The sequence below is a fragment of the Hydrogenophaga soli genome, from assembly GCF_054777695.1.
The window spans coordinates 45758-66256 of the sequence record NZ_BAAHAK010000011.1; the positions used below are offsets into that span (position 1 = coordinate 45758).

27 protein-coding genes and 1 tRNA gene are annotated in these 20499 nt (G+C 60.1%); 26 read left to right on the forward strand and 2 right to left on the reverse strand.

What is annotated here, in order from left to right; genetic code table 11:
- Positions 1–23 precede the first annotated feature (23 nt).
- The gene (gene glpK / locus ACYVB7_RS17420) at positions 24–1517 is read right to left on the reverse strand and encodes a glycerol kinase GlpK (RefSeq protein WP_460509800.1); all 1494 of its coding nucleotides are present in this window, start codon (positions 1515–1517) and stop codon (positions 24–26) included.
- A 22-nt stretch (positions 1518–1539) separates the two neighbouring features.
- Positions 1540–2322: a DeoR/GlpR family DNA-binding transcription regulator gene (locus tag ACYVB7_RS17425; RefSeq protein ID WP_460509802.1), complete on the reverse strand. Its 783-nt coding sequence runs from the start codon at positions 2320–2322 to the stop codon at positions 1540–1542.
- 165 nt (positions 2323–2487) lie between these two features.
- Between ACYVB7_RS17425 and ACYVB7_RS17430 the strand changes: the two genes are divergently transcribed.
- The 26 genes from ACYVB7_RS17430 to ACYVB7_RS17555 all read left to right on the forward strand — a co-directional run bounded on the left by ACYVB7_RS17430 (position 2488) and on the right by ACYVB7_RS17555 (position 20138).
- Positions 2488–3570: an ABC transporter ATP-binding protein gene (locus ACYVB7_RS17430; RefSeq protein WP_460509804.1), complete on the forward strand. Its 1083-nt coding sequence runs from the start codon at positions 2488–2490 to the stop codon at positions 3568–3570.
- Positions 3567–4637 (forward strand): ABC transporter ATP-binding protein, encoded by a 1071-nt coding sequence (locus ACYVB7_RS17435; protein WP_460509806.1) that lies wholly within the window; start codon positions 3567–3569, stop codon positions 4635–4637. Before ACYVB7_RS17430 ends, ACYVB7_RS17435 begins: the two co-directional genes overlap by 4 nt.
- Positions 4634–5530, forward strand: coding sequence for a carbohydrate ABC transporter permease (locus tag ACYVB7_RS17440; RefSeq protein WP_460509808.1), 897 nt, complete (start codon positions 4634–4636; stop codon positions 5528–5530). Before ACYVB7_RS17435 ends, ACYVB7_RS17440 begins: the two co-directional genes overlap by 4 nt.
- Complete coding sequence (locus tag ACYVB7_RS17445; protein ID WP_460509810.1) at positions 5523–6335, forward strand: carbohydrate ABC transporter permease; 813 nt, start codon at positions 5523–5525, stop codon at positions 6333–6335. The genes ACYVB7_RS17440 and ACYVB7_RS17445 overlap by 8 nt, the downstream gene beginning before the upstream one ends.
- 9 nt (positions 6336–6344) lie before the next feature.
- Positions 6345–6653 carry a DUF2160 domain-containing protein gene (locus ACYVB7_RS17450; protein ID WP_460509812.1) on the forward strand — a complete coding sequence of 103 codons (309 nt, stop codon included), beginning with the start codon at positions 6345–6347 and terminating at the stop codon, positions 6651–6653.
- A gap of 104 nt (positions 6654–6757) precedes the next feature.
- Positions 6758–8491, forward strand: coding sequence for an ABC transporter substrate-binding protein (locus ACYVB7_RS17455; protein WP_460509814.1), 1734 nt, complete (start codon positions 6758–6760; stop codon positions 8489–8491).
- A 77-nt stretch (positions 8492–8568) separates the two neighbouring features.
- Positions 8569–10143, forward strand: coding sequence for a glycerol-3-phosphate dehydrogenase/oxidase (locus ACYVB7_RS17460; RefSeq protein ID WP_460509816.1), 1575 nt, complete (start codon positions 8569–8571; stop codon positions 10141–10143).
- A gap of 205 nt (positions 10144–10348) precedes the next feature.
- Positions 10349–10717, forward strand: a complete 369-nt coding sequence (gene rplN, locus ACYVB7_RS17465; RefSeq protein WP_460509818.1) for a large ribosomal subunit protein uL14 — start codon at positions 10349–10351, stop codon at positions 10715–10717.
- A 9-nt stretch (positions 10718–10726) separates the two neighbouring features.
- The gene (rplX, locus tag ACYVB7_RS17470; protein WP_460509820.1) at positions 10727–11047 is read left to right on the forward strand and encodes a 50S ribosomal protein L24; all 321 of its coding nucleotides are present in this window, start codon (positions 10727–10729) and stop codon (positions 11045–11047) included.
- A 2-nt stretch (positions 11048–11049) separates the two neighbouring features.
- The gene (rplE, locus tag ACYVB7_RS17475; RefSeq protein ID WP_460509822.1) at positions 11050–11589 is read left to right on the forward strand and encodes a 50S ribosomal protein L5; all 540 of its coding nucleotides are present in this window, start codon (positions 11050–11052) and stop codon (positions 11587–11589) included.
- Positions 11590–11597: 8 nt separating this feature from the next.
- A complete protein-coding gene (gene rpsN, locus ACYVB7_RS17480; RefSeq protein ID WP_460509824.1) occupies positions 11598–11903 on the forward strand; it encodes an uS14 family ribosomal protein in 306 nt (101 codons plus the stop codon).
- Between the two features lie 18 nt (positions 11904–11921).
- Entirely contained in the window at positions 11922–12317 is a 396-nt protein-coding gene (gene rpsH, locus ACYVB7_RS17485) for a 30S ribosomal protein S8 (RefSeq protein WP_460509826.1), read from the forward strand.
- A gap of 25 nt (positions 12318–12342) precedes the next feature.
- Entirely contained in the window at positions 12343–12876 is a 534-nt protein-coding gene (gene rplF, locus ACYVB7_RS17490; protein WP_460509828.1) for a 50S ribosomal protein L6, read from the forward strand.
- Between the two features lie 11 nt (positions 12877–12887).
- Positions 12888–13253 (forward strand): 50S ribosomal protein L18, encoded by a 366-nt coding sequence (gene rplR / locus ACYVB7_RS17495; RefSeq protein WP_460509830.1) that lies wholly within the window; start codon positions 12888–12890, stop codon positions 13251–13253.
- A 17-nt stretch (positions 13254–13270) separates the two neighbouring features.
- Positions 13271–13789 (forward strand): 30S ribosomal protein S5, encoded by a 519-nt coding sequence (rpsE, locus tag ACYVB7_RS17500; protein WP_460509832.1) that lies wholly within the window; start codon positions 13271–13273, stop codon positions 13787–13789.
- A gap of 10 nt (positions 13790–13799) precedes the next feature.
- Positions 13800–13982, forward strand: a complete 183-nt coding sequence (gene rpmD, locus ACYVB7_RS17505; RefSeq protein ID WP_460509834.1) for an uL30 family ribosomal protein — start codon at positions 13800–13802, stop codon at positions 13980–13982.
- A gap of 12 nt (positions 13983–13994) precedes the next feature.
- The gene (gene rplO, locus ACYVB7_RS17510; protein WP_460509836.1) at positions 13995–14426 is read left to right on the forward strand and encodes a large ribosomal subunit protein uL15; all 432 of its coding nucleotides are present in this window, start codon (positions 13995–13997) and stop codon (positions 14424–14426) included.
- Between the two features lie 33 nt (positions 14427–14459).
- Positions 14460–15767 carry a preprotein translocase subunit SecY gene (gene secY, locus ACYVB7_RS17515; RefSeq protein WP_460509838.1) on the forward strand — a complete coding sequence of 436 codons (1308 nt, stop codon included), beginning with the start codon at positions 14460–14462 and terminating at the stop codon, positions 15765–15767.
- Between the two features lie 81 nt (positions 15768–15848).
- A complete protein-coding gene (rpmJ, locus tag ACYVB7_RS17520) occupies positions 15849–15962 on the forward strand; it encodes a 50S ribosomal protein L36 (RefSeq protein ID WP_013106894.1) in 114 nt (37 codons plus the stop codon).
- Positions 15963–15981: 19 nt separating this feature from the next.
- A complete protein-coding gene (gene rpsM / locus ACYVB7_RS17525) occupies positions 15982–16347 on the forward strand; it encodes a 30S ribosomal protein S13 (RefSeq protein ID WP_460509841.1) in 366 nt (121 codons plus the stop codon).
- A 17-nt stretch (positions 16348–16364) separates the two neighbouring features.
- On the forward strand, positions 16365–16769 hold the full coding sequence (rpsK, locus tag ACYVB7_RS17530; RefSeq protein WP_460509843.1) for a 30S ribosomal protein S11: 405 nt from the start codon (positions 16365–16367) through the stop codon (positions 16767–16769).
- 119 nt (positions 16770–16888) lie between these two features.
- On the forward strand, positions 16889–17512 hold the full coding sequence (rpsD, locus tag ACYVB7_RS17535; RefSeq protein ID WP_460509845.1) for a 30S ribosomal protein S4: 624 nt from the start codon (positions 16889–16891) through the stop codon (positions 17510–17512).
- Positions 17513–17593: 81 nt separating this feature from the next.
- A complete protein-coding gene (locus tag ACYVB7_RS17540) occupies positions 17594–18580 on the forward strand; it encodes a DNA-directed RNA polymerase subunit alpha (RefSeq protein ID WP_460509847.1) in 987 nt (328 codons plus the stop codon).
- A 113-nt stretch (positions 18581–18693) separates the two neighbouring features.
- On the forward strand, positions 18694–19083 hold the full coding sequence (rplQ, locus tag ACYVB7_RS17545; protein ID WP_460509849.1) for a bL17 family ribosomal protein: 390 nt from the start codon (positions 18694–18696) through the stop codon (positions 19081–19083).
- A gap of 24 nt (positions 19084–19107) precedes the next feature.
- Positions 19108–19184: transfer RNA gene (locus tag ACYVB7_RS17550), tRNA-Met, on the forward strand.
- A 105-nt stretch (positions 19185–19289) separates the two neighbouring features.
- A complete protein-coding gene (locus ACYVB7_RS17555) occupies positions 19290–20138 on the forward strand; it encodes a ParB N-terminal domain-containing protein (RefSeq protein WP_460509851.1) in 849 nt (282 codons plus the stop codon).
- The last annotated feature ends 361 nt before the right edge of the window (positions 20139–20499 follow it).

A 20499-nucleotide genomic window follows, 5' to 3' on the forward strand; every position in this document is an offset into this window, starting at 1 on the left:
TATTGTGTCGCGCCTGCGCGGGCTCAGGGGGCGGTGGTCTGGCGCACGGCATGTTCCCATTGCGCCATGCGTTCGGCGGCCCGATCTCGGGGCAGGGTGGGGTGAAAGGTGCGTTCGGCACGCCATTGCTGCGACAGCTCGTCCAGGCTGGTGTACACCCCGGCGTGAAGCCCTGCCAGGTAGGCGGCACCCAGTGCGGTGGTTTCAATCACCGCGGGGCGCACCACGGGAATGCCCAGCAGGTCGGCCTGGATTTGCATCAGCAGGTCGTTGACGCAGGCCCCGCCGTCCACCCGCAGCTCGCTCACCGGCACCCCGCCGTGGGCCACGGCGTCGCGGCTCATGGCTTGCAGCAGCGCGGCACTCTGGAACGCAATGCTCTCCAACGCTGCGCGCGCAATGTGGGCGATGGTGCTGCCCCGGGTCAGACCCACGATGCTGCCCCGGCTGTCCGGTTGCCAGTACGGAGCGCCCAGGCCGGTGAAGGCGGGCACCAGCACCACGCCACCGGCGTCGGGCACGCTTTCGGCCAAGGCTTGCACCTCGCTGCTGGACTGGATGGCACGCAAGCCATCACGCAGCCATTGCACCACGGCCCCGCCAATGAACACGCTGCCTTCAAAGGCGTATTGGGGGGCTCCCGCGGGATGGGCGGCGGCGGTGGTGATGAGACCGTTCTGGCTGCGCTGGAATTGGCCGCCCGTGTGCATGAGCATGAAGCAGCCGGTTCCATAGGTGTTTTTGGCCATGCCCGCGTGGAAGCAGGCTTGGCCGAACAGGGCGCTTTGCTGGTCGCCCGCCACGCCGCCAATGGGCAGCGCTGCGCCCAGGTGCTCGGGCCGCACGTCGCCGAAATGGGCGCTGGATGGCAGCGATTGCGGCATCAGCGACGGGGGAATGTCCAGGGCTTGCAGCAGCTCGGCATCCCAGTCCTGGGTGTGGATGTTGAACAGCAGCGTGCGCGAGGCGTTGCTGTGGTCGGTGACGTGGGCGGCCCCGCCGGTGAGGTTCCAGATCAGCCAGCTGTCCACCGTGCCAAAGGCCAGGTCGCCTGCCTCTGCCAGCGCCCGGGCTTGGGGCACATGGTCAAGGATCCATTTGAGTTTGGTGCCAGAGAAGTAGGCGTCGATGCGCAGCCCGGTCTTTTGCAGCACCACGTCAGACAGGCCACGCTCACGCAGGGCGGCGCAGGTGGATTCGGCGCGGCGGTCCTGCCAGACGATGGCGTTGTAGACGGGTTCACCCGTGCGGCGGTTCCACACCACCGTGGTTTCGCGTTGGTTGGTGATGCCCACCGCCCGGATGTCGGAGGGCTTGAGCCCGGCCTTGGCCAGGGCTTCGCGTGCGGTGTCCAGCTGGGTGTGCCACAGGTCCATGGGGTCGTGTTCCACCCATCCCGGTTGCGGGTAGATCTGGCGAAACTCCCGCTGGGCCATGGCCACAACCTGTCCTTGGCGATCAAACACGATGCTGCGTGAGCTGGAGGTGCCCTGGTCCAGGGCCAGCAGGTGACTCATGACGGTGTTCCTTGGGAAGGGGTCAATGGGGGGCGGGCGCGTTGGTGGCCACCATGCATTCGACATCGCAGTCGGCCAGCAGGCGGTCGAAGGGGGCTGGGGGCGCGGCGTCGGTGAACAGCACGTCAATGTCGTCGAACCGGGCCAGTTCGACCATGGCCGGGCGGTTGAATTTGCTGCGGTCGGCGGCCAGCCACACCTGGCGGGACTGCTCAATGATGGTGCGGGCCACCTTGACTTCGCGGTAGTCAAAGTCGCGCAGCGTGCCGTCGCATTCGATGCCGCTGATGCCGATGAGGCCGATGTCCACCTTGAACTGGCGCATGAACTCCACGGTGGCTTCACCCACGATGCCTTGGTCGCTGGTGCGCACCTGGCCTCCGGCCACGATCACTTCGAACTCGGGGTTGGTGCTCATGACGGCGGCCACGTGCAGGTTGTTGGTGATGACGCGCAGGCCTCGGTGGTGGCGCAACTCCTGGGCCACGGCTTCGATGGTGGTGCCGATGTTCAGGATGAGTGAGCAGCCATTGGGCACCCGCTCCGCAACGGCGCGGGCGATGCGTGTTTTGGCCTCGGATTCCATGGCCTGGCGTTGGCGGTAGGCAATGTTTTGCGTGGTGGAGCCAGGCAGGCGAACGCCGCCGTGAAAACGCGAGAGCAGGCCGGCTTCCGCCAGGCGCTGCACGTCGCGGCGGACGGTTTGCAGGGTGACGCCAAAGCGTTCGGCCAGCGTTTCGATGGTCTGGGGGCCGTGGGTTCGGACCACATCCAGCATCTGGGTGTGTCGTGGGGAGAGGTTCATGGGTGTGGACAGGGGCGTTTCTCAGGCGCGGCCAACGGTGTCAAGAACATAACGGAAAACCAAATGGCTCCATCGAGGGTAAATACCGAATAAAAACGAATCAAAACGAACAATAAAATTCACCGATCGAACGCAAAACGCACCTCTATTGACCTTGGAACAAGCATGCGGCTGACTTTGGATGATGTGGGTAAAACCGTGGGGGCCAGTCCCCACCTCTACCCCATGAGCCTTGAACTGGTGCCCGGTGCCGTCACGGTGCTGTTGGGCGCCACACAAGCGGGCAAGACCAGCTTGATGCGAATCATGGCTGGGTTGGACGTGCCCACCACCGGGCGGGTGCGGGTGGATGGTGTGGACGTGACCGGGGTGCCGGTGCGCCAACGCCACGTGGCCATGGTGTACCAGCAGTTCATCAATTACCCGTCAATGACGGTCTTTGACAACATCGCGTCGCCCTTGAAACTGGCGGGGATGCCCAAGGCAGACGTGGATGCTCGGGTGCGCGAACTGGCCGCCAAGCTGCACATTGATGTGTTTTTGGATCGGTTGCCTTCGGCGTTGTCTGGCGGGCAGCAGCAGCGGGTGGCGCTGGCCCGGGCGCTGGCCAAGAAGGCGCCGCTGATGTTGCTCGACGAGCCGCTGGTCAACCTGGATTACAAGCTGCGCGAAGAACTGCGCGACGAGCTGAGTCAGCTGTTTGCCACGGGCGACTCCACCGTGGTCTATGCCACCACCGAGCCCAGTGAGGCCCTGCTGCTGGGCGGGTACACCGCCGTGATGGATGCGGGCGAGTTGTTGCAGTACGGCCCCACGGCGGAGGTGTTCCATCGCCCCCAGTCGGTGCGTGTGGCGCGGGCGTTCAGCGATCCCCCCATGAACCTGCTGGCCGGTGAGGTGTTTGATGCCGGGGTTCGCTTGGCGGGGGATGTGCAGATTCCGGTGGCCTTGCCACCCACGGTGTCGCGCAGCGTCACCGTGGGCATCCGGGCCAGTGCGGTGCGGGAACGCGCACGACCGGGCGATTGGGTGGTGGCTGGACAGGTGGAGTTGGCCGAAATTTCAGGCTCGGACACGTTTGTGCACGCCCGCACCGCGGTGGGTGATGTGGTGGCGCAGCTGACGGGCGTGCACGAGTTCGATCTGGGTGCGCCGGTTTCGCTCTGCGTCAGCCCCCAGCAGGTGTATGTGTTTGATCAGTCGGGCAGCCTGGTGGTGGCGCCCGTTCGTGGGGAGGCCAAGGCATGAGCCGCATTGACCTGGACTTGGCGCATGCCTACCGCCCTCAGCCCAAGGTGGACGCAGACTATGCCCTGCTGCCTTTGAACATGACGTTCGAGGACGGCGGCGCCTACGCACTGCTTGGCCCTTCGGGGTGTGGGAAAACCACCATGCTCAACATCATGTCGGGCTTGCTGGTGCCTTCGCAGGGCAGTGTCAAATTCGACGGGCGGGATGTCACGCGGTCGTCACCCCAGGAGCGCAACATCGCGCAGGTGTTTCAGTTCCCGGTCATCTACGACACCATGACGGTGGCCGAAAACTTGGCGTTTCCCTTGAAGAACCGCAAAGTGCCTGCGGCACAGATCCATGCACGGGTGGGGCAGATCGCCGAGATGCTGGACATGAGCCACCAGCTGGACATGCGGGCGGCGGGCCTGTCGGCCGACCAGAAGCAAAAAATATCGCTGGGCCGTGGTTTGGTTCGCCCGGATGTGTCTGCCGTGCTGTTCGACGAGCCGCTCACGGTCATTGATCCGCATTTGAAATGGCAATTGCGCCGCAAGCTCAAGCAAATCCACCACGAGCTCAAGCTGACCCTCATCTACGTGACACACGACCAAGTGGAGGCGCTCACGTTTGCCGACCAAGTGGTGGTGATGACCCGGGGCAAGGTGGTTCAGCTGGGCACGCCAGATGCCCTGTTTGAGCGACCGGCGCACACGTTTGTGGGGCACTTCATCGGATCGCCGGGCATGAACTTTCTGGATGCGGAGGTGCAGTCGGGTGTGCTCCAGGTGGCAGGGCTGGCCCTGCCGTGCGGGCGATCGCTGGCCGATGGCGAGGTGCGTGTGGGCATCCGGCCCGAGTACCTGTCTTTGGGGCGGCTGGATCAGCCCGGGGTATTGCCGGCCACGGTGGTTCAGGTGCAGGACATCGGAACGTATTTTTTGGTCACGTTGCGGGTGGGCTCGCAACACCTCAAGGCCCGCCTCGCAGCCGATGCCTCGGTGCCCGAGGTGGGCAGCACCGTGGGTGCGGGGGTGGTGGGGAGTCACACCTGTTACTACCGCAATGAGGAGTGGGTGGCATGAGCAGCACAAGCAAACCGGTCAACCAGAAGGCGTGGTTCCTGGTCCTTCCCGTCTTCATCTGCGTGGCCTTTTCGGCCATCTTGCCCCTGATGACGGTGGTGAACTATTCGGTGCAGGACATCATCAGCCCGGAGCGGCGGGTGTTTGTGGGCACCGAGTGGTTTGCGGCGGTCATGCGAGACGAGGACCTGCATGCGGCCCTGTGGAACCAGATGAAGTTCTCACTGGCGGTTTTGCTGGTGGAAATTCCGCTGGGCATTGCGCTGGCGTTGTCCATGCCGGCGCAGGGGTGGAAGTCGTCGGCCACGCTGGTCACGGTGGCGCTGTCGCTGCTGATTCCGTGGAATGTGGTGGGCACCATCTGGCAGATTTTCGGACGTTCCGACATTGGCCTGATGGGGCACACCCTGGCATGGATGGGCATCGAGTACAGCTACACCGGGGATGCCCTGCACGCGTGGTTGACCGTGCTGCTGATGGACGTGTGGCACTGGACGCCGCTGGTGGCATTGTTGGCCTACGCAGGTTTGCGCAGCATTCCCGACGCGTATTACCAGGCGGCCCGCATCGACGGGGCGAGCAAGCTGGCGGTGTTTCGCTACATCCAACTGCCCAAGATGCGGGGCGTGCTGATGATTGCGGTGCTGCTGCGGTTCATGGACAGCTTCATGATCTACACCGAGCCCTTTGTGCTGACGGGGGGTGGACCTGGCAACGCCACCACGTTCTTGTCGCAATACCTGACGCAGAAAGCTGTGGGGCAGTTCGATTTGGGGCCTGCGGCTGCGTTTTCCCTGATCTATTTCCTGATCATCCTGCTGTTCTGCTTCGTGCTCTACAACTGGATGCAGTCTTTGGGCCAGGCCCAACAAGAAGGGGTTGAACATGCATGAGCAACGCTTTCACAAGCGCAGCTTGTTTCTGGTGGCGTACCTGGTGTTTGCGTTGTTGCCCATCTACTGGATGGTCAACATGAGTTTCAAGACCAACGAAGAAATCTTGTCCAGCTTTGCGTTGTGGCCGCATCACTTCACTTGGGCGAACTACCGCACCATCTTCACGGATGAGAGTTGGTACTCGGGCTACATCAACAGCCTGATTTACGTGGGCATCAACACCTTGATTTCCATCACGGTGGCCTTGCCCGCGGCCTACGCGTTCAGCCGCTACAGCTTTCTGGGGGACAAACATGTGTTCTTCTGGTTGTTGACCAATCGCATGACGCCGCCTGCGGTGTTTCTGCTGCCGTTCTTTCAGCTCTACACCACCGTGGGGCTGATGGACACCCACATGGCCGTTGCGCTGGCTCACCTGCTGTTCAATGTGCCGTTGGCGGTGTGGATTCTTGAAGGGTTCATGAGCGGCATTCCCCGCGAGATTGACGAAACCGCCTACATCGACGGTCATTCGTTTCCCCGCTTCTTTGTGTTCATCTTCCTGCCACTCATCAAGGCTGGCGTGGGGGTGGCCGCTTTCTTCTGCTTCATGTTCTCCTGGGTGGAGCTGCTGCTGGCCCGCACCCTCACCAGCGTCAATGCCAAGCCCATCGTGGCCACGATGACCCGCACCGTGAGTGCCTCGGGCATGGATTGGGCCACCCTGGCTGCGGCGGGGGTGCTGACCATCGTCCCGGGGGCCATCGTGATCTGGTTTGTGCGTCACTACATCGCAAAGGGCTTTGCGATGGGCCGCGTTTGAGGAGCCGCCATGTTTGACTGGATGGTCTGGACCACCCCGGTGGCCGTGTTCTTTGTGTGCATCGCCATGCTGCTGGTCGGCATGACGCTTTGGGAAATCAAATCCCCCACCGCCATGCGCAAAGGTTTTTTGCCCTTGGCCACCACCCGCGGAGACCGGTTGTTCATCGGCTTGCTGTCCGCTGCGTACGTCAACCTGGCGTTTGTGGGCAGTGCGGGGTGGTTGGCAGAGGTGCTGTCGCTGGAGACTGAGCCCAGTGTGTGGATCAGTTTTGTGCTCTCCGTGGCCCTTCTGGCGCTGATCATGAAAAAAGGCTGATGGTTTTCGTGGGGTCCAACCCGGCGCTGCCCGGGGTTGTGGACGCCTGGATGGTGTGTTTCGGGGCAGCAACCACTTCACAAACTTTGCATTAGGAGACATTCATGAAACTTCGTTACAACGCCCTTGCGCTGGCGGTGGCTTGTGCTTTGGGTGGTCAGTCGGTGTGGGCGGACGAAGCGGCGGCCAAGAAGTGGGTTGATGGTGAGTTTCAGCCGTCAACCCTCAGCAAAGACCAGCAGATGGCGGAGATGAAGTGGTTCATTGAAGCCGCCAAGAAGCTTCAGGCCAAGGGGGTGAAGGAAATCTCGGTGGTGTCGGAAACCATCACCACCCATGAATACGAGTCCAAGACCCTGGCCAAGGCCTTTGAGGAGATCACGGGCATCAAGGTGAAGCACGACCTCATTCAGGAGGGGGACGTGGTGGAGAAGCTGCAAACGTCCATGCAGTCGGGCAAGTCCATTTACGACGGCTGGATCAGTGACTCTGACCTGATTGGCACCCACTACCGGTATGGCAAGGTCATGAGCTTGACCGACTACATGAGTGGTGCAGGCAAGGAATACACCAACCCCGGTCTGGACATCCAGGATTTCATCGGCACGAAATTCACCACGGCCCCGGACGGCAAGCTTTACCAGCTGCCTGACCAGCAGTTTGCCAACCTGTACTGGTTCCGGGCGGACCTGTTTGAACGCAAGGACTTGAAAGACAAGTTCAAGGCCAAGTACGGCTACGACCTGGGTGTTCCCCTCAACTGGTCTGCATATGAAGACATCGCCGAGTTCTTCACCAACGACGTGAAGACCATCGACGGCAAGGCCATCTATGGCCACATGGACTACGGCAAAAAGGACCCCTCGTTGGGCTGGCGTTTCACCGACGCATGGTTGTCGATGGCGGGCACAGCAGACATTGGCACCCCGAACGGCCTGCCCATTGACGAGTGGGGCATTCGCGTGGCGGACGACAAATGCACCCCGGTGGGGGCTTCGGTGGAGCGCGGCGGTGCCACCAACTCACCTGCGGCCGTCTACGCACTGACCAAGTACGTGGATTGGATGAAGAAGTACGCCCCCAAGGAAGCCACTGGCATGACCTTTGGCGAAGCGGGGCCGGTGCCCGCCCAGGGGCAGATTGCGCAACAGATCTTCTGGTACACGGCGTTCACGGCCGACATGACCAAAAAGGGCTTGCCTGTGGTGAACGACGATGGCACCCCCAAGTGGCGCATGGCCCCTGGCCCCAATGGCCCCTACTGGAAGCAAGGCATGCAGAACGGCTACCAGGACGTGGGTTCTTGGACGTTCTTCAAGGACCATGACGCCGGTCGGACTGCAGCTGCATGGCTTTATGCGCAGTTCGTGACGGCCAAGACCACGTCGTTGAAAAAGACCTTGGTGGGCCTGACGCCCATTCGTGAGTCCGACATCCAAAGCAAGGCCATGACCGACATGGCGCCCAAACTGGGCGGCTTGGTGGAGTTCTACCGGAGCCCTGCGCGTGTGGCATGGTCTCCCACCGGCACGAACGTGCCTGATTACCCCAAGCTGGCACAGCTGTGGTGGAAAAACGTGGCCCAGGCCGTGACAGGCGAAAAGACGCCCCAAGGCGCCATGGACAACCTGGCCAAGGAAATGGACGACGTGCTGGGGCGGCTGGAGCGTGCAGGCATGGCGCATTGCGCCCCCAAGCTGAACAAGAAAGCCAGCGCGGACAAATGGCTGTCCGACAAGGCTGCGCCTTGGAAGAAGCTGACCAACGAGAAGCCCAAGGGCGAAACCATCAACTACCAATCTTTGCTGGATGCGTGGAAGGCAGGCAAGGTGCGTTGATGTATGACATCCGATTGTTGATTTCTTGAACCTTTCCGTGCGCTCCTGAGAAGGGGTGCACGGCCGAATGCAGACCCATGAACCGCGCAGACCTGCTTGATGTGATCGTCGCCAATCCCGTGTTCGACTTGGTCGTTGTTGGGGGCGGCGCGACTGGATTGGGGGTGGCCCTGGATGCAGCGTTGCGCGGCTTTTCGGTGGCTTTGTTTGAGAGCCATGATTTCGCCAGTGGCACGTCATCCCGCTCCACCAAGTTGTTGCACGGCGGTGTCCGCTACCTGGCGCAAGGGAATGTGGCGTTGGTCAGGGAGGCATTGTTCGAACGAACGACGGTCATGAAATTGGCGCCCCACCTGGCGCAGCCATTGCCGTTCGTCATGCCATCGTTTGCATGGTGGCAGACGCCGTTTTATGGGGCGGGATTGACGCTGTACGACCTGATGGCACACCGGTCTGGTCTGGGGCGCACTCGCTTTCTCGGTCGATCGCAGACGCTCCAAGCGTTGCCTGGGGTCTCGTCGACAGGGCTGAAGGGGGGCGTCCAATATTGGGATGGCCAGTTTGACGATGCTCGCCTTGCGCTGGCGTTGGCGCGTACCGCTGAAGTGGCGGGGGCCAAAGTGCTGAATCATGCGGCGGTGGATTCCATTCGCCCGTCAGAAGGGCCTGGCGGCATGGCTCGGGTTACGGTGGTGGATGCGGTTTCGTCGCGGCGTTTTGAGGTGCAGGCCCGTTGTGTGGTCAATGCAACGGGGGTGTGGGTGGATGGACTTCGCCAAAGGTACGCCATGGGGGGTGTTTCAGCGCCCCCCATGGTGCGGCCGAGTCAGGGCGTGCATTTGGTGGTTGATCGCAAGTTTCTGGACGCCGACCACGCCTTGCTGGTGCCCAAGACGCGAGACGGTCGGGTGCTGTTTGCTGTGCCATGGATGGGCAAACTTGTGTTGGGCACAACGGATACGCCTCGCCAAGACCTGCCTCGCGAGCCCCAGCCGTTTGCAGAGGAAGTCGATTTCATTTTGTCTGAAGCCAGTCGCGTGCTCCAGACCCCGGTGAACCGCGGAGACGTTCGAAGTGCGTGGGTGGGTTTGCGTCCGCTTGTGGCACCGCCGGATGCCAAAGAGGGGGCAACCAAGGTGTTGTCGCGTGAGCACACCGTGGTGGTGGATCCGGGTGGACTGGTCACGGTGACGGGGGGTAAATGGACAACCTACAGAGCAATGGCCGAAGATGTTCTGGATCGGTGCTTTGAGTCCGGGTTGTTGCCGCCACGGCCAGCAGGGGGAACGGTGTGCCATCCGTTGTTCGGTGCCCCGCAGCAGGAGGCGGGTTCGTGTGTCCCCCTTCATGCGCCGCCGGGCTTGCACCTGTATGGCACCCAAGCCGATGCGGTGCTGGCGTGCCCGGGTACCAACCGCGAACTGGGCATGGGGTTGACGGAGGGAATGGTGCGATACGCCGTTCGCGAAGAATACGCACAGACGGTGGAGGATGTCCTCGCGCGTCGGTGGCGAGCCCTGTTTCTGGATGCGCGCGAGGCACAGCGGATGGCGCCACATGTGGCCGAAGTCATGCGCACAGAGGGCGTCTTGCAACCGCAGGAGGCGCAGTTTGTGGAGTTGTGTCGACGGTATCAGACACTTCCCGGGTGAAAAACGCCACAAAGGTATTGACAAGGCATCTTGTTGCCTAGATACTAGCGGGCTTCGCTGTCAAAGGCGAAGAAGTTCTGCCCACCGAAAGTGTCGGGTGGTGCGTGGCAATAAGGCTTCGCATCGCTTGGCGTGAACGACGGGCCCAAGACTGATCGCCTTCGTCCATGGTGGATGAGGGGACTCAAGTTGGGATTTAAATCAAATGATCCAAACGCAATCTCGACTCGATGTTGCCGACAACACGGGTGCAAAGTCCGTGATGTGCATCAAGGTGCTGGGCGGCTCCAAGCGCCGTTACGCCAGTGTGGGCGACATCATCAAAGTGAGCATCAAGGAAGCTGCTCCCCGTGGCCGCGTGAAAAAAGGCGAGGTCTACAGCGCTGTGGTGGTTCGTACCGCCAAGGGCATTCGTCGCGGCGATGGCGCGCTCATCAAATTTGATGGCAATGCTGCCGTGCTGCTCAACAGCAAGCTGGAGCCCATTGGCACCCGCATCTTTGGCCCCGTCACCCGTGAACTCCGTACGGAAAAGTTCATGAAGATCGTGTCGTTGGCCCCTGAAGTTCTGTGAGGCACTGACATGAACAAGATTGTTAAAGGCGACGAGGTCATCGTCATCGCCGGTCGTGACAAAGGCAAGCGTGGCACGGTGCTGTCTCGTGCCGACGAGTCCCGTCTGGTGGTCGAGGGTGTGAATGTGGTCAAGAAGCACGCCAAGCCGAATCCCATGAAAGGGGTTGCAGGCGGCATCATCGACAAGACCATGCCCATCCATCAATCCAATGTGGCGATCTTCAATGCGGCAACCGGCAAGGCTGACCGTGTTGGCGTCAAGCAACTGGCCGATGGCAAGAAGGTTCGCGTCTTCAAGTCTTCTGGCGAAGAGATCAAGGCGGCATGACCATGGCACGTTTGCAAGAACAATTCCGATCCACCATTGCCCCCGAACTGATGAAGAAGTTCGGCTACAAGTCGGTGATGGAGGTGCCTCGCATCACCAAGATCACGCTGAACATGGGCGTCAGTGAGGCTGTGGCCGACAAAAAGGTCATGGACAACGCTGTGGGTGACCTGACCAAAATTGCAGGTCAAAAGCCTGTGGTGACCAAGGCTCGCAAGGCCATCGCTGGTTTCAAGATCCGTGAAGGTCAGGCCATCGGCTGCATGGTGACCCTGCGCGGTGCTCAGATGTACGAATTCCTGGATCGCTTTGTGACCGTGGCTTTGCCTCGGGTTCGCGACTTCCGCGGTATTTCCGGTCGCTCGTTCGATGGCCGTGGCAACTACAACGTGGGCGTCAAAGAGCAAATCATCTTCCCCGAAATCGAATACGACAAGGTGGATGCTCTGCGTGGCCTGAACATCTCCATCACGACAACCGCCAAGACCGACGAAGAGTGCAAGGCTCTGCTGGCAGGTTTCCGTTTCCCCTTCAAGAACTGAGGTGGCGTGTGGCAAAACAAGCTTTTCTCCAGCGTGAACTGAAGCGGGCAACGCTCGCGGCCAAGTTCGCCAAAAAGTACGCCGAACTCAAAACGGCTTCCAAAGATGCCAAGCTGAGCGATGAGGAGCGTGACGCTGCTCGTTTGGCTCTGCAAAAGTTGCCTCGCAACGCCAACCCGACCCGTCAGCGCAACCGTTGCGAAATCACGGGCCGTCCCCGTGGCACGTTCCGTCAGTTCGGTCTGGCCCGTGCCAAGGTCCGTGAAATGGCTTTTGCCGGCGAAATCCCCGGCATGACCAAGGCCAGCTGGTAAGCAGTAGGAGAACCCCAAATGAGCATGAGTGATCCTATCGCCGATATGCTGACGCGCATCCGCAACGCGCAGATGGTCAACAAGACCACCGTGTCGCTGCCGTCTTCGAAGGTTAAAGCAGCCATCGCCAAAGTCCTGAAGGACGAGGGCTACATCGATGGTTACAAAATTGTCAATGCCGATGGCAAGTCCGAGCTCGTGATTGAGCTGAAGTACTACGCTGGCCGTGCTGTGATTGAGCGCATTGAGCGCGTCAGCCGCCCTGGTCTGCGCGTCTACAAAGGACGTGACGCCATTCCTCAGGTCATGAACGGCCTGGGGGTCGCCATCGTGACCACGCCGCGTGGTGTCATGACCGACCGCAAGGCCCGTGCCGAAGGTGTCGGTGGTGAAGTGCTGTGCTACGTCGCCTGACGCGGGCCATTGAGGAGAACACTGAATGTCACGTGTAGGAAAAATGGCCATCAACGTCCCGCAAGGCGTGGACGTGACGCTGAATGCAAATGCAGTCATCGTCAAGGGCGCTTTGGGTGCTCTTGAGGTTGCACAAAGTGCGCTGGTGAAGGTGGAAAGCAACAACGGTTCGTTGAGCTTCACGCCTGTTGATGAATCCCGCGAAGCCAACGCAATGTCGGGCACCATGCGCCAGTCTGTGAACAACATGGTGGTAGGTGTCAGCAAAGGCTTTGAGCGTAAGCTGACGCTGATCGGCGTGGGTTACAAGGCCCAGGCACAAGGCGCTAAGTTGAACCTGACCGTCGGGTACTCTCACCCCGTGGTCATGGACATGCCTGCTGGCATCAAGGTTGAAACCCCGTCTCCCACGGAAGTGGTGATCAAGGGTGCCGACCGTCAACGCGTCGGTCAAATCGCTGCCGAGGTGCGCGCTGTTCGCCCCCCCGAGCCTTACAAGGGCAAGGGCATCCGGTATTCGGATGAGACGGTGACCATCAAAGAAACCAAGAAGAAATAAGGACTGGGATCATGCTGACGAAAAAAGAGCAACGTCTCCGTCGTGCCCGCCAGACCCGCCTGCGCATTGCTCAGCAAGGTGCCGTGCGTTTGACGGTCAATCGGACCAACCTGCACATTTACGCATCCGTGATTTCCGGCGACGGCGCCCGCGTGCTGGCCTCTGCTTCCACTGTGGAAGCAGAAGTGCGTGCGCAACTGGGTGCTACGGGCAAGGGTGGCAACAAGTCTGCAGCAGAGGTCATTGGCAAGCGCATTGCAGCCAAAGCCAAAGCAGCTGGCGTGGAAAAAGTGGCTTTCGATCGTGCAGGCTTTGCCTACCATGGTCGTGTCAAAGCCCTCGCTGACGCAGCCCGCGAAGCTGGCCTGCAGTTCTGATTCAAGGAAAACACACAATGGCTAAGTTTCAGGCGAAGGCGCAGGGTGACGCTCCGGATGACGGTCTGCGCGAAAAAATGATCGCGATCAACCGCGTGACCAAAGTGGTCAAGGGCGGTCGCATTTTGGGTTTTGCTGCGCTCACCGTTGTTGGCGACGGCGATGGTCGTGTTGGCATGGGCAAGGGCAAGGCGCGTGAAGTGCCCGTGGCCGTGCAAAAGGCCATGGAGCAAGCTCGTCGCAACATGATCAAAGTGGCGCTGAAGAATGGTTCCATCCATCACAGCGTCCATGGTGAACACGGAGCTTCCAGCGTCATGATGCTGCCCGCATCCAAAGGTACCGGCATCATCGCTGGTGGCCCGATGCGCGCTGTTTTTGAAGTGCTGGGCATCACCGACGTCGTGGCCAAGAGCCATGGCTCGAGCAACCCTTACAACTTGGTGCGTGCAACCCTGGACGCACTGAAGAATTCCACCACCCCCGCCGAAGTTGCCGCCAAGCGTGGCAAGACGGTGGAAGAAATTTTGGGTTGAGGTAATCATCATGACCACCCCCAACACCGTCAAAGTGAAATTGGTCCGCAGCCCCATCGGTTGCAAAGTGTCTCACCGCGCCACCGTTCGTGGCCTGGGTTTGCGCAAGCTGAACAGCGTGCGTGAGCTTCAAGACACCCCTGCCGTTCGCGGCATGATCAACAAGATCAGTTACCTGGTCACCGTACTGTAAGTGGGTCTCTCAATGGAACTCAATACCATCAAACCCGGCGAAGGCGCCAAGCACGCCAAGCGCCGCGTGGGTCGCGGCATCGGCTCTGGCTTGGGCAAGACCGCCGGTCGCGGTCACAAGGGTCAAAAGTCTCGTGCAGGTGGCTATCACAAGGTCGGCTTTGAAGGCGGCCAGATGCCCATGCAACGGCGTTTGCCCAAGCGCGGTTTCAAATCGCAGATGAAGCCCTTTGTTGGCGAAGTCACTTTGAGCGACTTGGCTGCGTTGAATGCCGCCGAAGTGGATCTGCTGACGTTGAAGCAGGCAGGTCTGGTTTCCGAGCTCACCCGCAAAGTCAAGGTCGTGGCCACTGGTGTGCTGTCCATCGCTGTCAAGCTGAAGGACATCGGCGCCACCGCGGGCGCCAAGGCAGCCATTGAGGCTGCTGGCGGTTCGGTGGCCTGATTTGCTGCTGTGTGACGACTGACGAGACATAACGTGGCAACCAACGGTTCTGCTGTGGCCAAATCGGACAAGTACGGTGACTTGCGTCGTCGGCTTGTCTTCCTGTTGCTCGCTCTGGTGGTTTACCGGATCGGTGCGCACATCCCTGTTCCGGGCATCAACCCTGATCAGTTGACGGCATTGTTCAAGTCGCAAGAAGGCGGCATTCTCAATCTGTTCAACATGTTTTCGGGGGGGGCGTTGTCGCGCTTTGCGGTGTTCGCCTTGGGGATCATGCCGTACATTTCGGCATCGATCATCCTGCAGCTGGGTACGTACGTGGTTCCAGCGCTTGAGCAGTTGAAGAAGGAAGGTGAATCCGGTCGCCGCAAGGTGACTCAGTTCACCCGTTACGGCACGGTCGGTTTGGCGTTGTTTCAATCGCTGGGCATTGCGCTTGCGCTTGAAGGAACGCCGGGCTTGGTGATTGATCCTGGCTTTGTGTTTCGTCTGACCACCGTGGTCACCTTGACCGCTGGTACCCTGTTCTTGATGTGGCTGGGTGAGCAGATCACAGAGCGAGGTTTGGGAAATGGGATTTCCATCCTGATTTTCTCTTCCATCGCCGCAGGTCTGCCCAATGCTGCTGCAGGTTTGTTTGAGTTGGTTCGCACGGGTGCCATGAACATCCTGGCTTCGCTGTTCATCATGGTGTTGGTGGTTTTGGTCACCTATTTCGTGGTGTTCGTGGAGAGGGGGCAGCGCAAGATCCTGGTCAATTACGCTCGGCGACAAGTGGGCAACAAGGTGTATGGCGGACAAAGTTCGCATTTGCCTCTGAAGCTCAACATGGCCGGTGTGATCCCCGCAATTTTTGCGTCGTCGATCATCCTGCTTCCGGCAACCGTGGTGGGCTGGTTCAGCACCAGCGAATCCATGCGGTGGTTGAAGGACATTGCGTCGGCGTTGACGCCGGGGCAGCCCATTTACGTGGCACTTTACGGTGCAGCCATCGTGTTTTTCTGCTTCTTTTACACCGCATTGGTGTTCAACAGCAGGGAAACTGCGGATAACTTGAAGAAAAGTGGCGCGTTCATCCCGGGCATCCGTCCAGGTGAGCAAACTGCAAAGCACATCGACAAGATCTTGGGGCGTTTGACATTGGTCGGTGCCATCTACATCACGGTGGTGTGTCTGTTGCCCGAGTTCTTGATTTTGAAGTACAACGTTCCGTTCTACTTTGGCGGAACCTCACTGTTGATCATCGTGGTGGTGACCATGGATTTCATGGCCCAAGTTCAAAACTACATGATGTCTCAGCAGTACGAATCGTTGCTGCGCAAGGCCAGCTTCAAAGGCTGAGCGGCTGTTGTTGAACTTGGCCGATCCAGGGCACATCTGTGACCTGACTCAGGCAAACGAATTGACTTTTAGGAGAAGACTATGAGAGTTTCGGCGTCGGTCAAAAAAATGTGCCGCAACTGTAAGATCATTCGACGCAAGGGCGTCGTGCGCGTGATTTGCACGGACCCCCGTCACAAACAGCGCCAAGGCTGAGTAAGTTCAGAGGACCATCATGGCTCGTATTGCAGGTATTAACATCCCTCCCCACAAGCACGCTGAGATCGGCCTGACCGCCATCTTCGGCATCGGGCGGACACGTGCCCGTCAGATTTGTGATGCATGCGGCATCACTTACAGCAAAAAGATCAAGGATCTGTCGGACGCCGAACTCGAAAAAGTGCGTGACCAGGTCGGTCTGTTCACGATTGAGGGTGACCTGCGCCGTGAAACCACGATGAACATCAAGCGTTTGATGGACATCGGTTGCTACCGCGGTTTCCGTCATCGTCGTGGTCTGCCCCTGCGTGGTCAGCGCACCAAGACGAATGCCCGCACCCGCAAAGGTCCGCGCAAGGCCGCGCTGGCACTGAAAAAGTAAGATTCTGAAAGTCCGTCATGGCAAAGTCTCCTTCCAGCTCCGCAGCTGCACGTGTTCGTAAAAAGGTCCGCAAGAACATTGCTGACGGCATTGCGCACGTTCACGCTTCGTTCAACAACACCATCATCACCATCACCGACCGTCAAGGCAATGCGTTGTCCTGGGCCTCTTCCGGTGGTCAAGGCTTCAAGGGCTCTCGCAAGTCCACGCCTTTCGCTGCTCAGGTCGCCTCGGAAGTCGCTGGCCGCGCCGCCATCGAACAAGGCATCAAGAACCTGGACGTCGAGATCAAAGGCCCCGGTCCCGGTCGTGAGTCCTCCGTTCGCGCCCTCGGTGCTCTGGGCATCCGGATCGTGTCGATTTCCGACGTGACCCCGGTTCCCCACAACGGCTGCCGTCCTCAGAAGCGTCGTCGCATCTGAAGATCGGCGATAATCGCCGGTTTCGTTTTCAACCAAGCCCACCGCTACGGTCCCCGCCGTAGCTTGCGCGCGCCAAACGGGTGACCGTCGGTGCGCGTCAGTCATTTAAGGAAATCAACGTGGCACGTTACCTCGGCCCCAAGGCCAAACTTTCTCGCCGTGAAGGCACCGACCTGTTGTTGAAGAGCGCTCGCCGCTCCATCAGCGACAAAGCCAAATTCGACAGCAAGCCAGGTCAGCATGGTCGCACTTCCGGTGCTCGTACCTCCGACTTCGGCTTGCAACTGCGCGAAAAGCAGAAAGTCAAGCGCATGTACGGTGTGCTGGAGCGCCAATTCCGCCGTTACTTCGCCGAAGCCGATCGCCGTCGCGGCAACACCGGGTCCAACCTGTTGGCGCTGCTGGAGTCCCGTCTGGACAACGTGGTGTTCCGCATGGGTTTTGCCTCCACCCGCGCCGAAGCCCGTCAGTTGGTGTCGCACAAAGCCATCCAGGTGAATGGCCAGCCCGTGAACATCCCGTCCTACTCCGTGAAGGCCGGTGATGTGATTGCTGTGCGCGAAAAGTCTCGCAAGCAGGTTCGCATTGCTGAAGCACTGGAACTGGCCAAGCAGATTGGCTTCCCCGCTTGGGTTGAAGTGGCTGCCGACAAGGCTGAAGGTACGTTCAAGAAGACGCCTGACCGCGACGAATTTGGCTCTGACATCAACGAATCGTTGATCGTCGAACTGTATTCTCGTTAATTTCGCCCCCGGGGCAGTGCCCCGGGCATTGCTTCGTCGGCCTTATCGGTGTAACGAGCCGAGGGTATTGAGGGAAGTCGTATGCTTACAAATTTGCTGAAGCCCAAGACCATCAGTGTGGAACAAGCTGGTCCGAACCGGGCCAAGGTCACGCTGGAGCCGTTTGAGCGCGGTTACGGCCACACGCTGGGCAACGCCCTGCGTCGGGTGCTGCTGTCTTCCATGGTCGGCCATGCCCCCACCGAGGTGACGATCGCTGGCGTTCTGCACGAGTACTCGTCGATTGACGGTGTGCAAGAGGATGTGGTTCACATCCTCCTCAACCTCAAGGGTGTGGTGTTCAAGCTGCACAACCGCGATGAGGTGACGCTGAGCCTGCGCAAAGATGGCGAAGGTCTGGTGACTGCCGCCGACATCCAGACGCCGCATGACGTGGAAATCGTCAACCCTGAGCACGTGATCGCCACGCTGTCTCCCGGGACCAAGTTGGACATGCAGATCAAGGTCGAAAAGGGCCGCGGTTACGTGCCCGGTAACCTGCGTCGTCATGATGACCAACTGCGCTCGATTGGTCGCATTGTTCTGGATTCGTCGTTTTCTCCCGTGCGTCGCGTGAGCTACACGGTGGAGAGCGCCCGGGTGGAACAGCGCACCGACCTGGACAAGCTGGTGTTGGACATTGAAACCAACGGTGCCATCGGTCCTGAGGAAGCGGTTCGTGCCTCCGCCAAGATTCTGGTGGAACAACTGGCGGTGTTCGCACAGTTGGAAGGTGTGGAGCTGAGTGCATTCGACGCACCTGCTCAGCGCGCCTCTCAACAGTTCGACCCCATCCTGCTGCGCCCCGTGGACGAGCTTGAGTTGACGGTTCGCTCCGCCAACTGCCTGAAGGCCGAAAACATCTACTACATCGGCGACCTGATCCAGCGCACCGAAAACGAGCTGCTCAAGACCCCCAACCTGGGTCGCAAGTCGCTCAACGAGATCAAGGAAGTTCTGGCTTCCCGCGGTCTCACGCTGGGCATGAAGCTGGAAAACTGGCCGCCCGTCGGCCTGGACAAGCACTGAGCTTTTTCGTGGGTTGTGTGCCCCGCGCACGCAACCCTTCCTCACGCCGCATGACGGCGAAGCCCCGGTACCTGACACGGCCGGGGTCAAAATCAAACTGAAAGGAAATCACCATGCGTCACGGTCACGGCCTTCGCAAACTCAACCGCACCAGCTCCCACCGCCTGGCGATGCTGCGCAACATGATGAACTCGCTGCTGACGCACGAAGTCATCAAGACCACCCTGCCCAAGGCCAAGGAACTCCGCCGCGTGGTGGAGCCCATGATCACCCTGGCCAAGGAACCCACCCTGGCCAACCGTCGCTTGGCGTTCGATCGCCTGCGCGATCGCGACGTGGTGGTCAAGCTGTTCAACGAGCTGGGCCCCCGCTTCAAGGCCCGTCCCGGCGGCTACACCCGCATCCTGAAAATGGGTTTCCGCGTGGGTGACAACGCCCCCATGGCCCTGGTTGAACTGGTGGATCGCGCAGAAACTGCAGCCCCGGTTGCAGAAGCCGAGTAAAACAGGTTATAATTAACGTCTTGACGCGCGGTGGAGCAGCCTGGTAGCTCGTTGGGCTCATAACCCAAAGGTCGCAAGTTCAAATCTTGCCCGCGCAACCAATACGACAGGTTCTTGCCTGTTTCAGAAAAGCCCTCTTCGGAGGGCTTTTTTGTTTTTGGAATTTCCTTTTCCCATGCGGCCTCAGCCCGGGCGGCCCCTGATCCATGAACATCGTCGTCAACGAAGAACTCAAGGCCTACATCGATCCCCTGACGCCGGACGAGCACGAGGCGTTGGAGCGCAGCATTTTGGCGGAGGGCTGCCGCGATGCCTTGGTGTTGTGGGGCGATGTTCTGGTGGATGGCCACAACCGCTACGGGATTTGCCAAAAGCACGGCCTTCCATTCCAGACCGTGCAAAGCACCTTGTTCCGGACCCTGGAGGACGTGCACCTCTGGATGATCGACCAGCATCTGGGGCGGCGCAGCGTGTCCGACTTTCAGCGTGGTGTGTTGGCATTGCGCAAGCGGGAAATCGTGGCGCGCAGGCGGGCGCAGTGGCTGGAGGAGGGCGCTCGGGCCGAGGTTGACGCGCCGAGCTCCGAAGGGGCAGAAAAGGGAGGTGATGCCCCCTGGGACGCGCCGGAGGACGATGGGGCGCCGCGGGTCTCCTCGCCACTCAAAACCCGGGAAGACATTGCCAAGGCGGCGCGCTTGAGCGCCAGCCAGGTGGTGATGATTGAAAAGATCCACAAGCAAGCCGCGCCTGCGTTGGTGGAGGCGGTGAAGTCCGGCGTGGTGTCGTTGAACGCCGCGGCCGCGGTGGCCACGCTCCCGCCCGACGAGCAGGCCCAAGCCGTGGCAGGCGGCAAGGAGCAACTTCGCCAGGCCGCCAAGCGGGTGCGCGATGCCAAACGCAAGCCCAAAGACAGCGCAGCCGAGTCCGCGGAGGCGGTGGATGCCGACGACGACCTTGCCTCATTGCGGCGGCGTGTGGCGCGATTGACCGAAGAGAACCTGGCGTTGAAGGCTCAGGTGGCGGCCCTGCAAGCGTCCCTTGCCGAAGTGGGCTGACGCAGATTGGGTTGCGGCGCAGTCACAACCTTTCCCTAGGGAAAACACCGTCTCTGTGTTGCCATTTGGCTGTGGCGGCTCGCTTAGATGTGACACAGAATGTGAAAAACATTCTTTTGCGTGTGTGTCATGAAGTCCGCGGGCGGCACCCAGCCTCGCTCAATGAGTTGAGGTTGCGTGCGTCCCGGGGTGTATGCGGTGCTTGGGGATTGCTTCACAGGTGGCAGTGAAAGCCCCTTTTGTGGGCGGGCTCAGCGCATCGTTCAATGAAACACGACTCATGCGATGTTTAAAAAAACATTGAATCGAATATGGTTGCGGCGGGGCGTGGCTTGAGCCCCTCGAAGCAGGTTTCCATCCA

Bases quoted from the DNA above. Each gene is read 5' to 3' on its own strand.
- glpK (WP_460509800.1), bottom strand. From the start codon at position 1,517: ATGAGTCACCTGCTGGCCCTGGACCAGGGCACCTCCAGCTCACGCAGC.
- ACYVB7_RS17425 (WP_460509802.1), bottom strand. From the start codon at position 2,322: ATGAACCTCTCCCCACGACACACCCAGATGCTGGATGTGGTCCGAACC.
- ACYVB7_RS17430 (WP_460509804.1), top strand. From the start codon at position 2,488: ATGCGGCTGACTTTGGATGATGTGGGTAAAACCGTGGGGGCCAGTCCC.
- ACYVB7_RS17435 (WP_460509806.1), top strand. From the start codon at position 3,567: ATGAGCCGCATTGACCTGGACTTGGCGCATGCCTACCGCCCTCAGCCC.
- ACYVB7_RS17440 (WP_460509808.1), top strand. From the start codon at position 4,634: ATGAGCAGCACAAGCAAACCGGTCAACCAGAAGGCGTGGTTCCTGGTC.
- ACYVB7_RS17445 (WP_460509810.1), top strand. From the start codon at position 5,523: ATGCATGAGCAACGCTTTCACAAGCGCAGCTTGTTTCTGGTGGCGTAC.
- ACYVB7_RS17450 (WP_460509812.1), top strand. From the start codon at position 6,345: ATGTTTGACTGGATGGTCTGGACCACCCCGGTGGCCGTGTTCTTTGTG.
- ACYVB7_RS17455 (WP_460509814.1), top strand. From the start codon at position 6,758: ATGAAACTTCGTTACAACGCCCTTGCGCTGGCGGTGGCTTGTGCTTTG.
- ACYVB7_RS17460 (WP_460509816.1), top strand. From the start codon at position 8,569: ATGAACCGCGCAGACCTGCTTGATGTGATCGTCGCCAATCCCGTGTTC.
- rplN (WP_460509818.1), top strand. From the start codon at position 10,349: ATGATCCAAACGCAATCTCGACTCGATGTTGCCGACAACACGGGTGCA.
- rplX (WP_460509820.1), top strand. From the start codon at position 10,727: ATGAACAAGATTGTTAAAGGCGACGAGGTCATCGTCATCGCCGGTCGT.
- rplE (WP_460509822.1), top strand. From the start codon at position 11,050: ATGGCACGTTTGCAAGAACAATTCCGATCCACCATTGCCCCCGAACTG.
- rpsH (WP_460509826.1), top strand. From the start codon at position 11,922: ATGAGCATGAGTGATCCTATCGCCGATATGCTGACGCGCATCCGCAAC.
- rplF (WP_460509828.1), top strand. From the start codon at position 12,343: ATGTCACGTGTAGGAAAAATGGCCATCAACGTCCCGCAAGGCGTGGAC.
- rplR (WP_460509830.1), top strand. From the start codon at position 12,888: ATGCTGACGAAAAAAGAGCAACGTCTCCGTCGTGCCCGCCAGACCCGC.
- rpsE (WP_460509832.1), top strand. From the start codon at position 13,271: ATGGCTAAGTTTCAGGCGAAGGCGCAGGGTGACGCTCCGGATGACGGT.
- rpmD (WP_460509834.1), top strand. From the start codon at position 13,800: ATGACCACCCCCAACACCGTCAAAGTGAAATTGGTCCGCAGCCCCATC.
- rplO (WP_460509836.1), top strand. From the start codon at position 13,995: ATGGAACTCAATACCATCAAACCCGGCGAAGGCGCCAAGCACGCCAAG.
- rpmJ (WP_013106894.1), top strand. From the start codon at position 15,849: ATGAGAGTTTCGGCGTCGGTCAAAAAAATGTGCCGCAACTGTAAGATC.
- rpsM (WP_460509841.1), top strand. From the start codon at position 15,982: ATGGCTCGTATTGCAGGTATTAACATCCCTCCCCACAAGCACGCTGAG.
- rpsK (WP_460509843.1), top strand. From the start codon at position 16,365: ATGGCAAAGTCTCCTTCCAGCTCCGCAGCTGCACGTGTTCGTAAAAAG.
- ACYVB7_RS17540 (WP_460509847.1), top strand. From the start codon at position 17,594: ATGCTTACAAATTTGCTGAAGCCCAAGACCATCAGTGTGGAACAAGCT.
- rplQ (WP_460509849.1), top strand. From the start codon at position 18,694: ATGCGTCACGGTCACGGCCTTCGCAAACTCAACCGCACCAGCTCCCAC.
- ACYVB7_RS17555 (WP_460509851.1), top strand. From the start codon at position 19,290: ATGAACATCGTCGTCAACGAAGAACTCAAGGCCTACATCGATCCCCTG.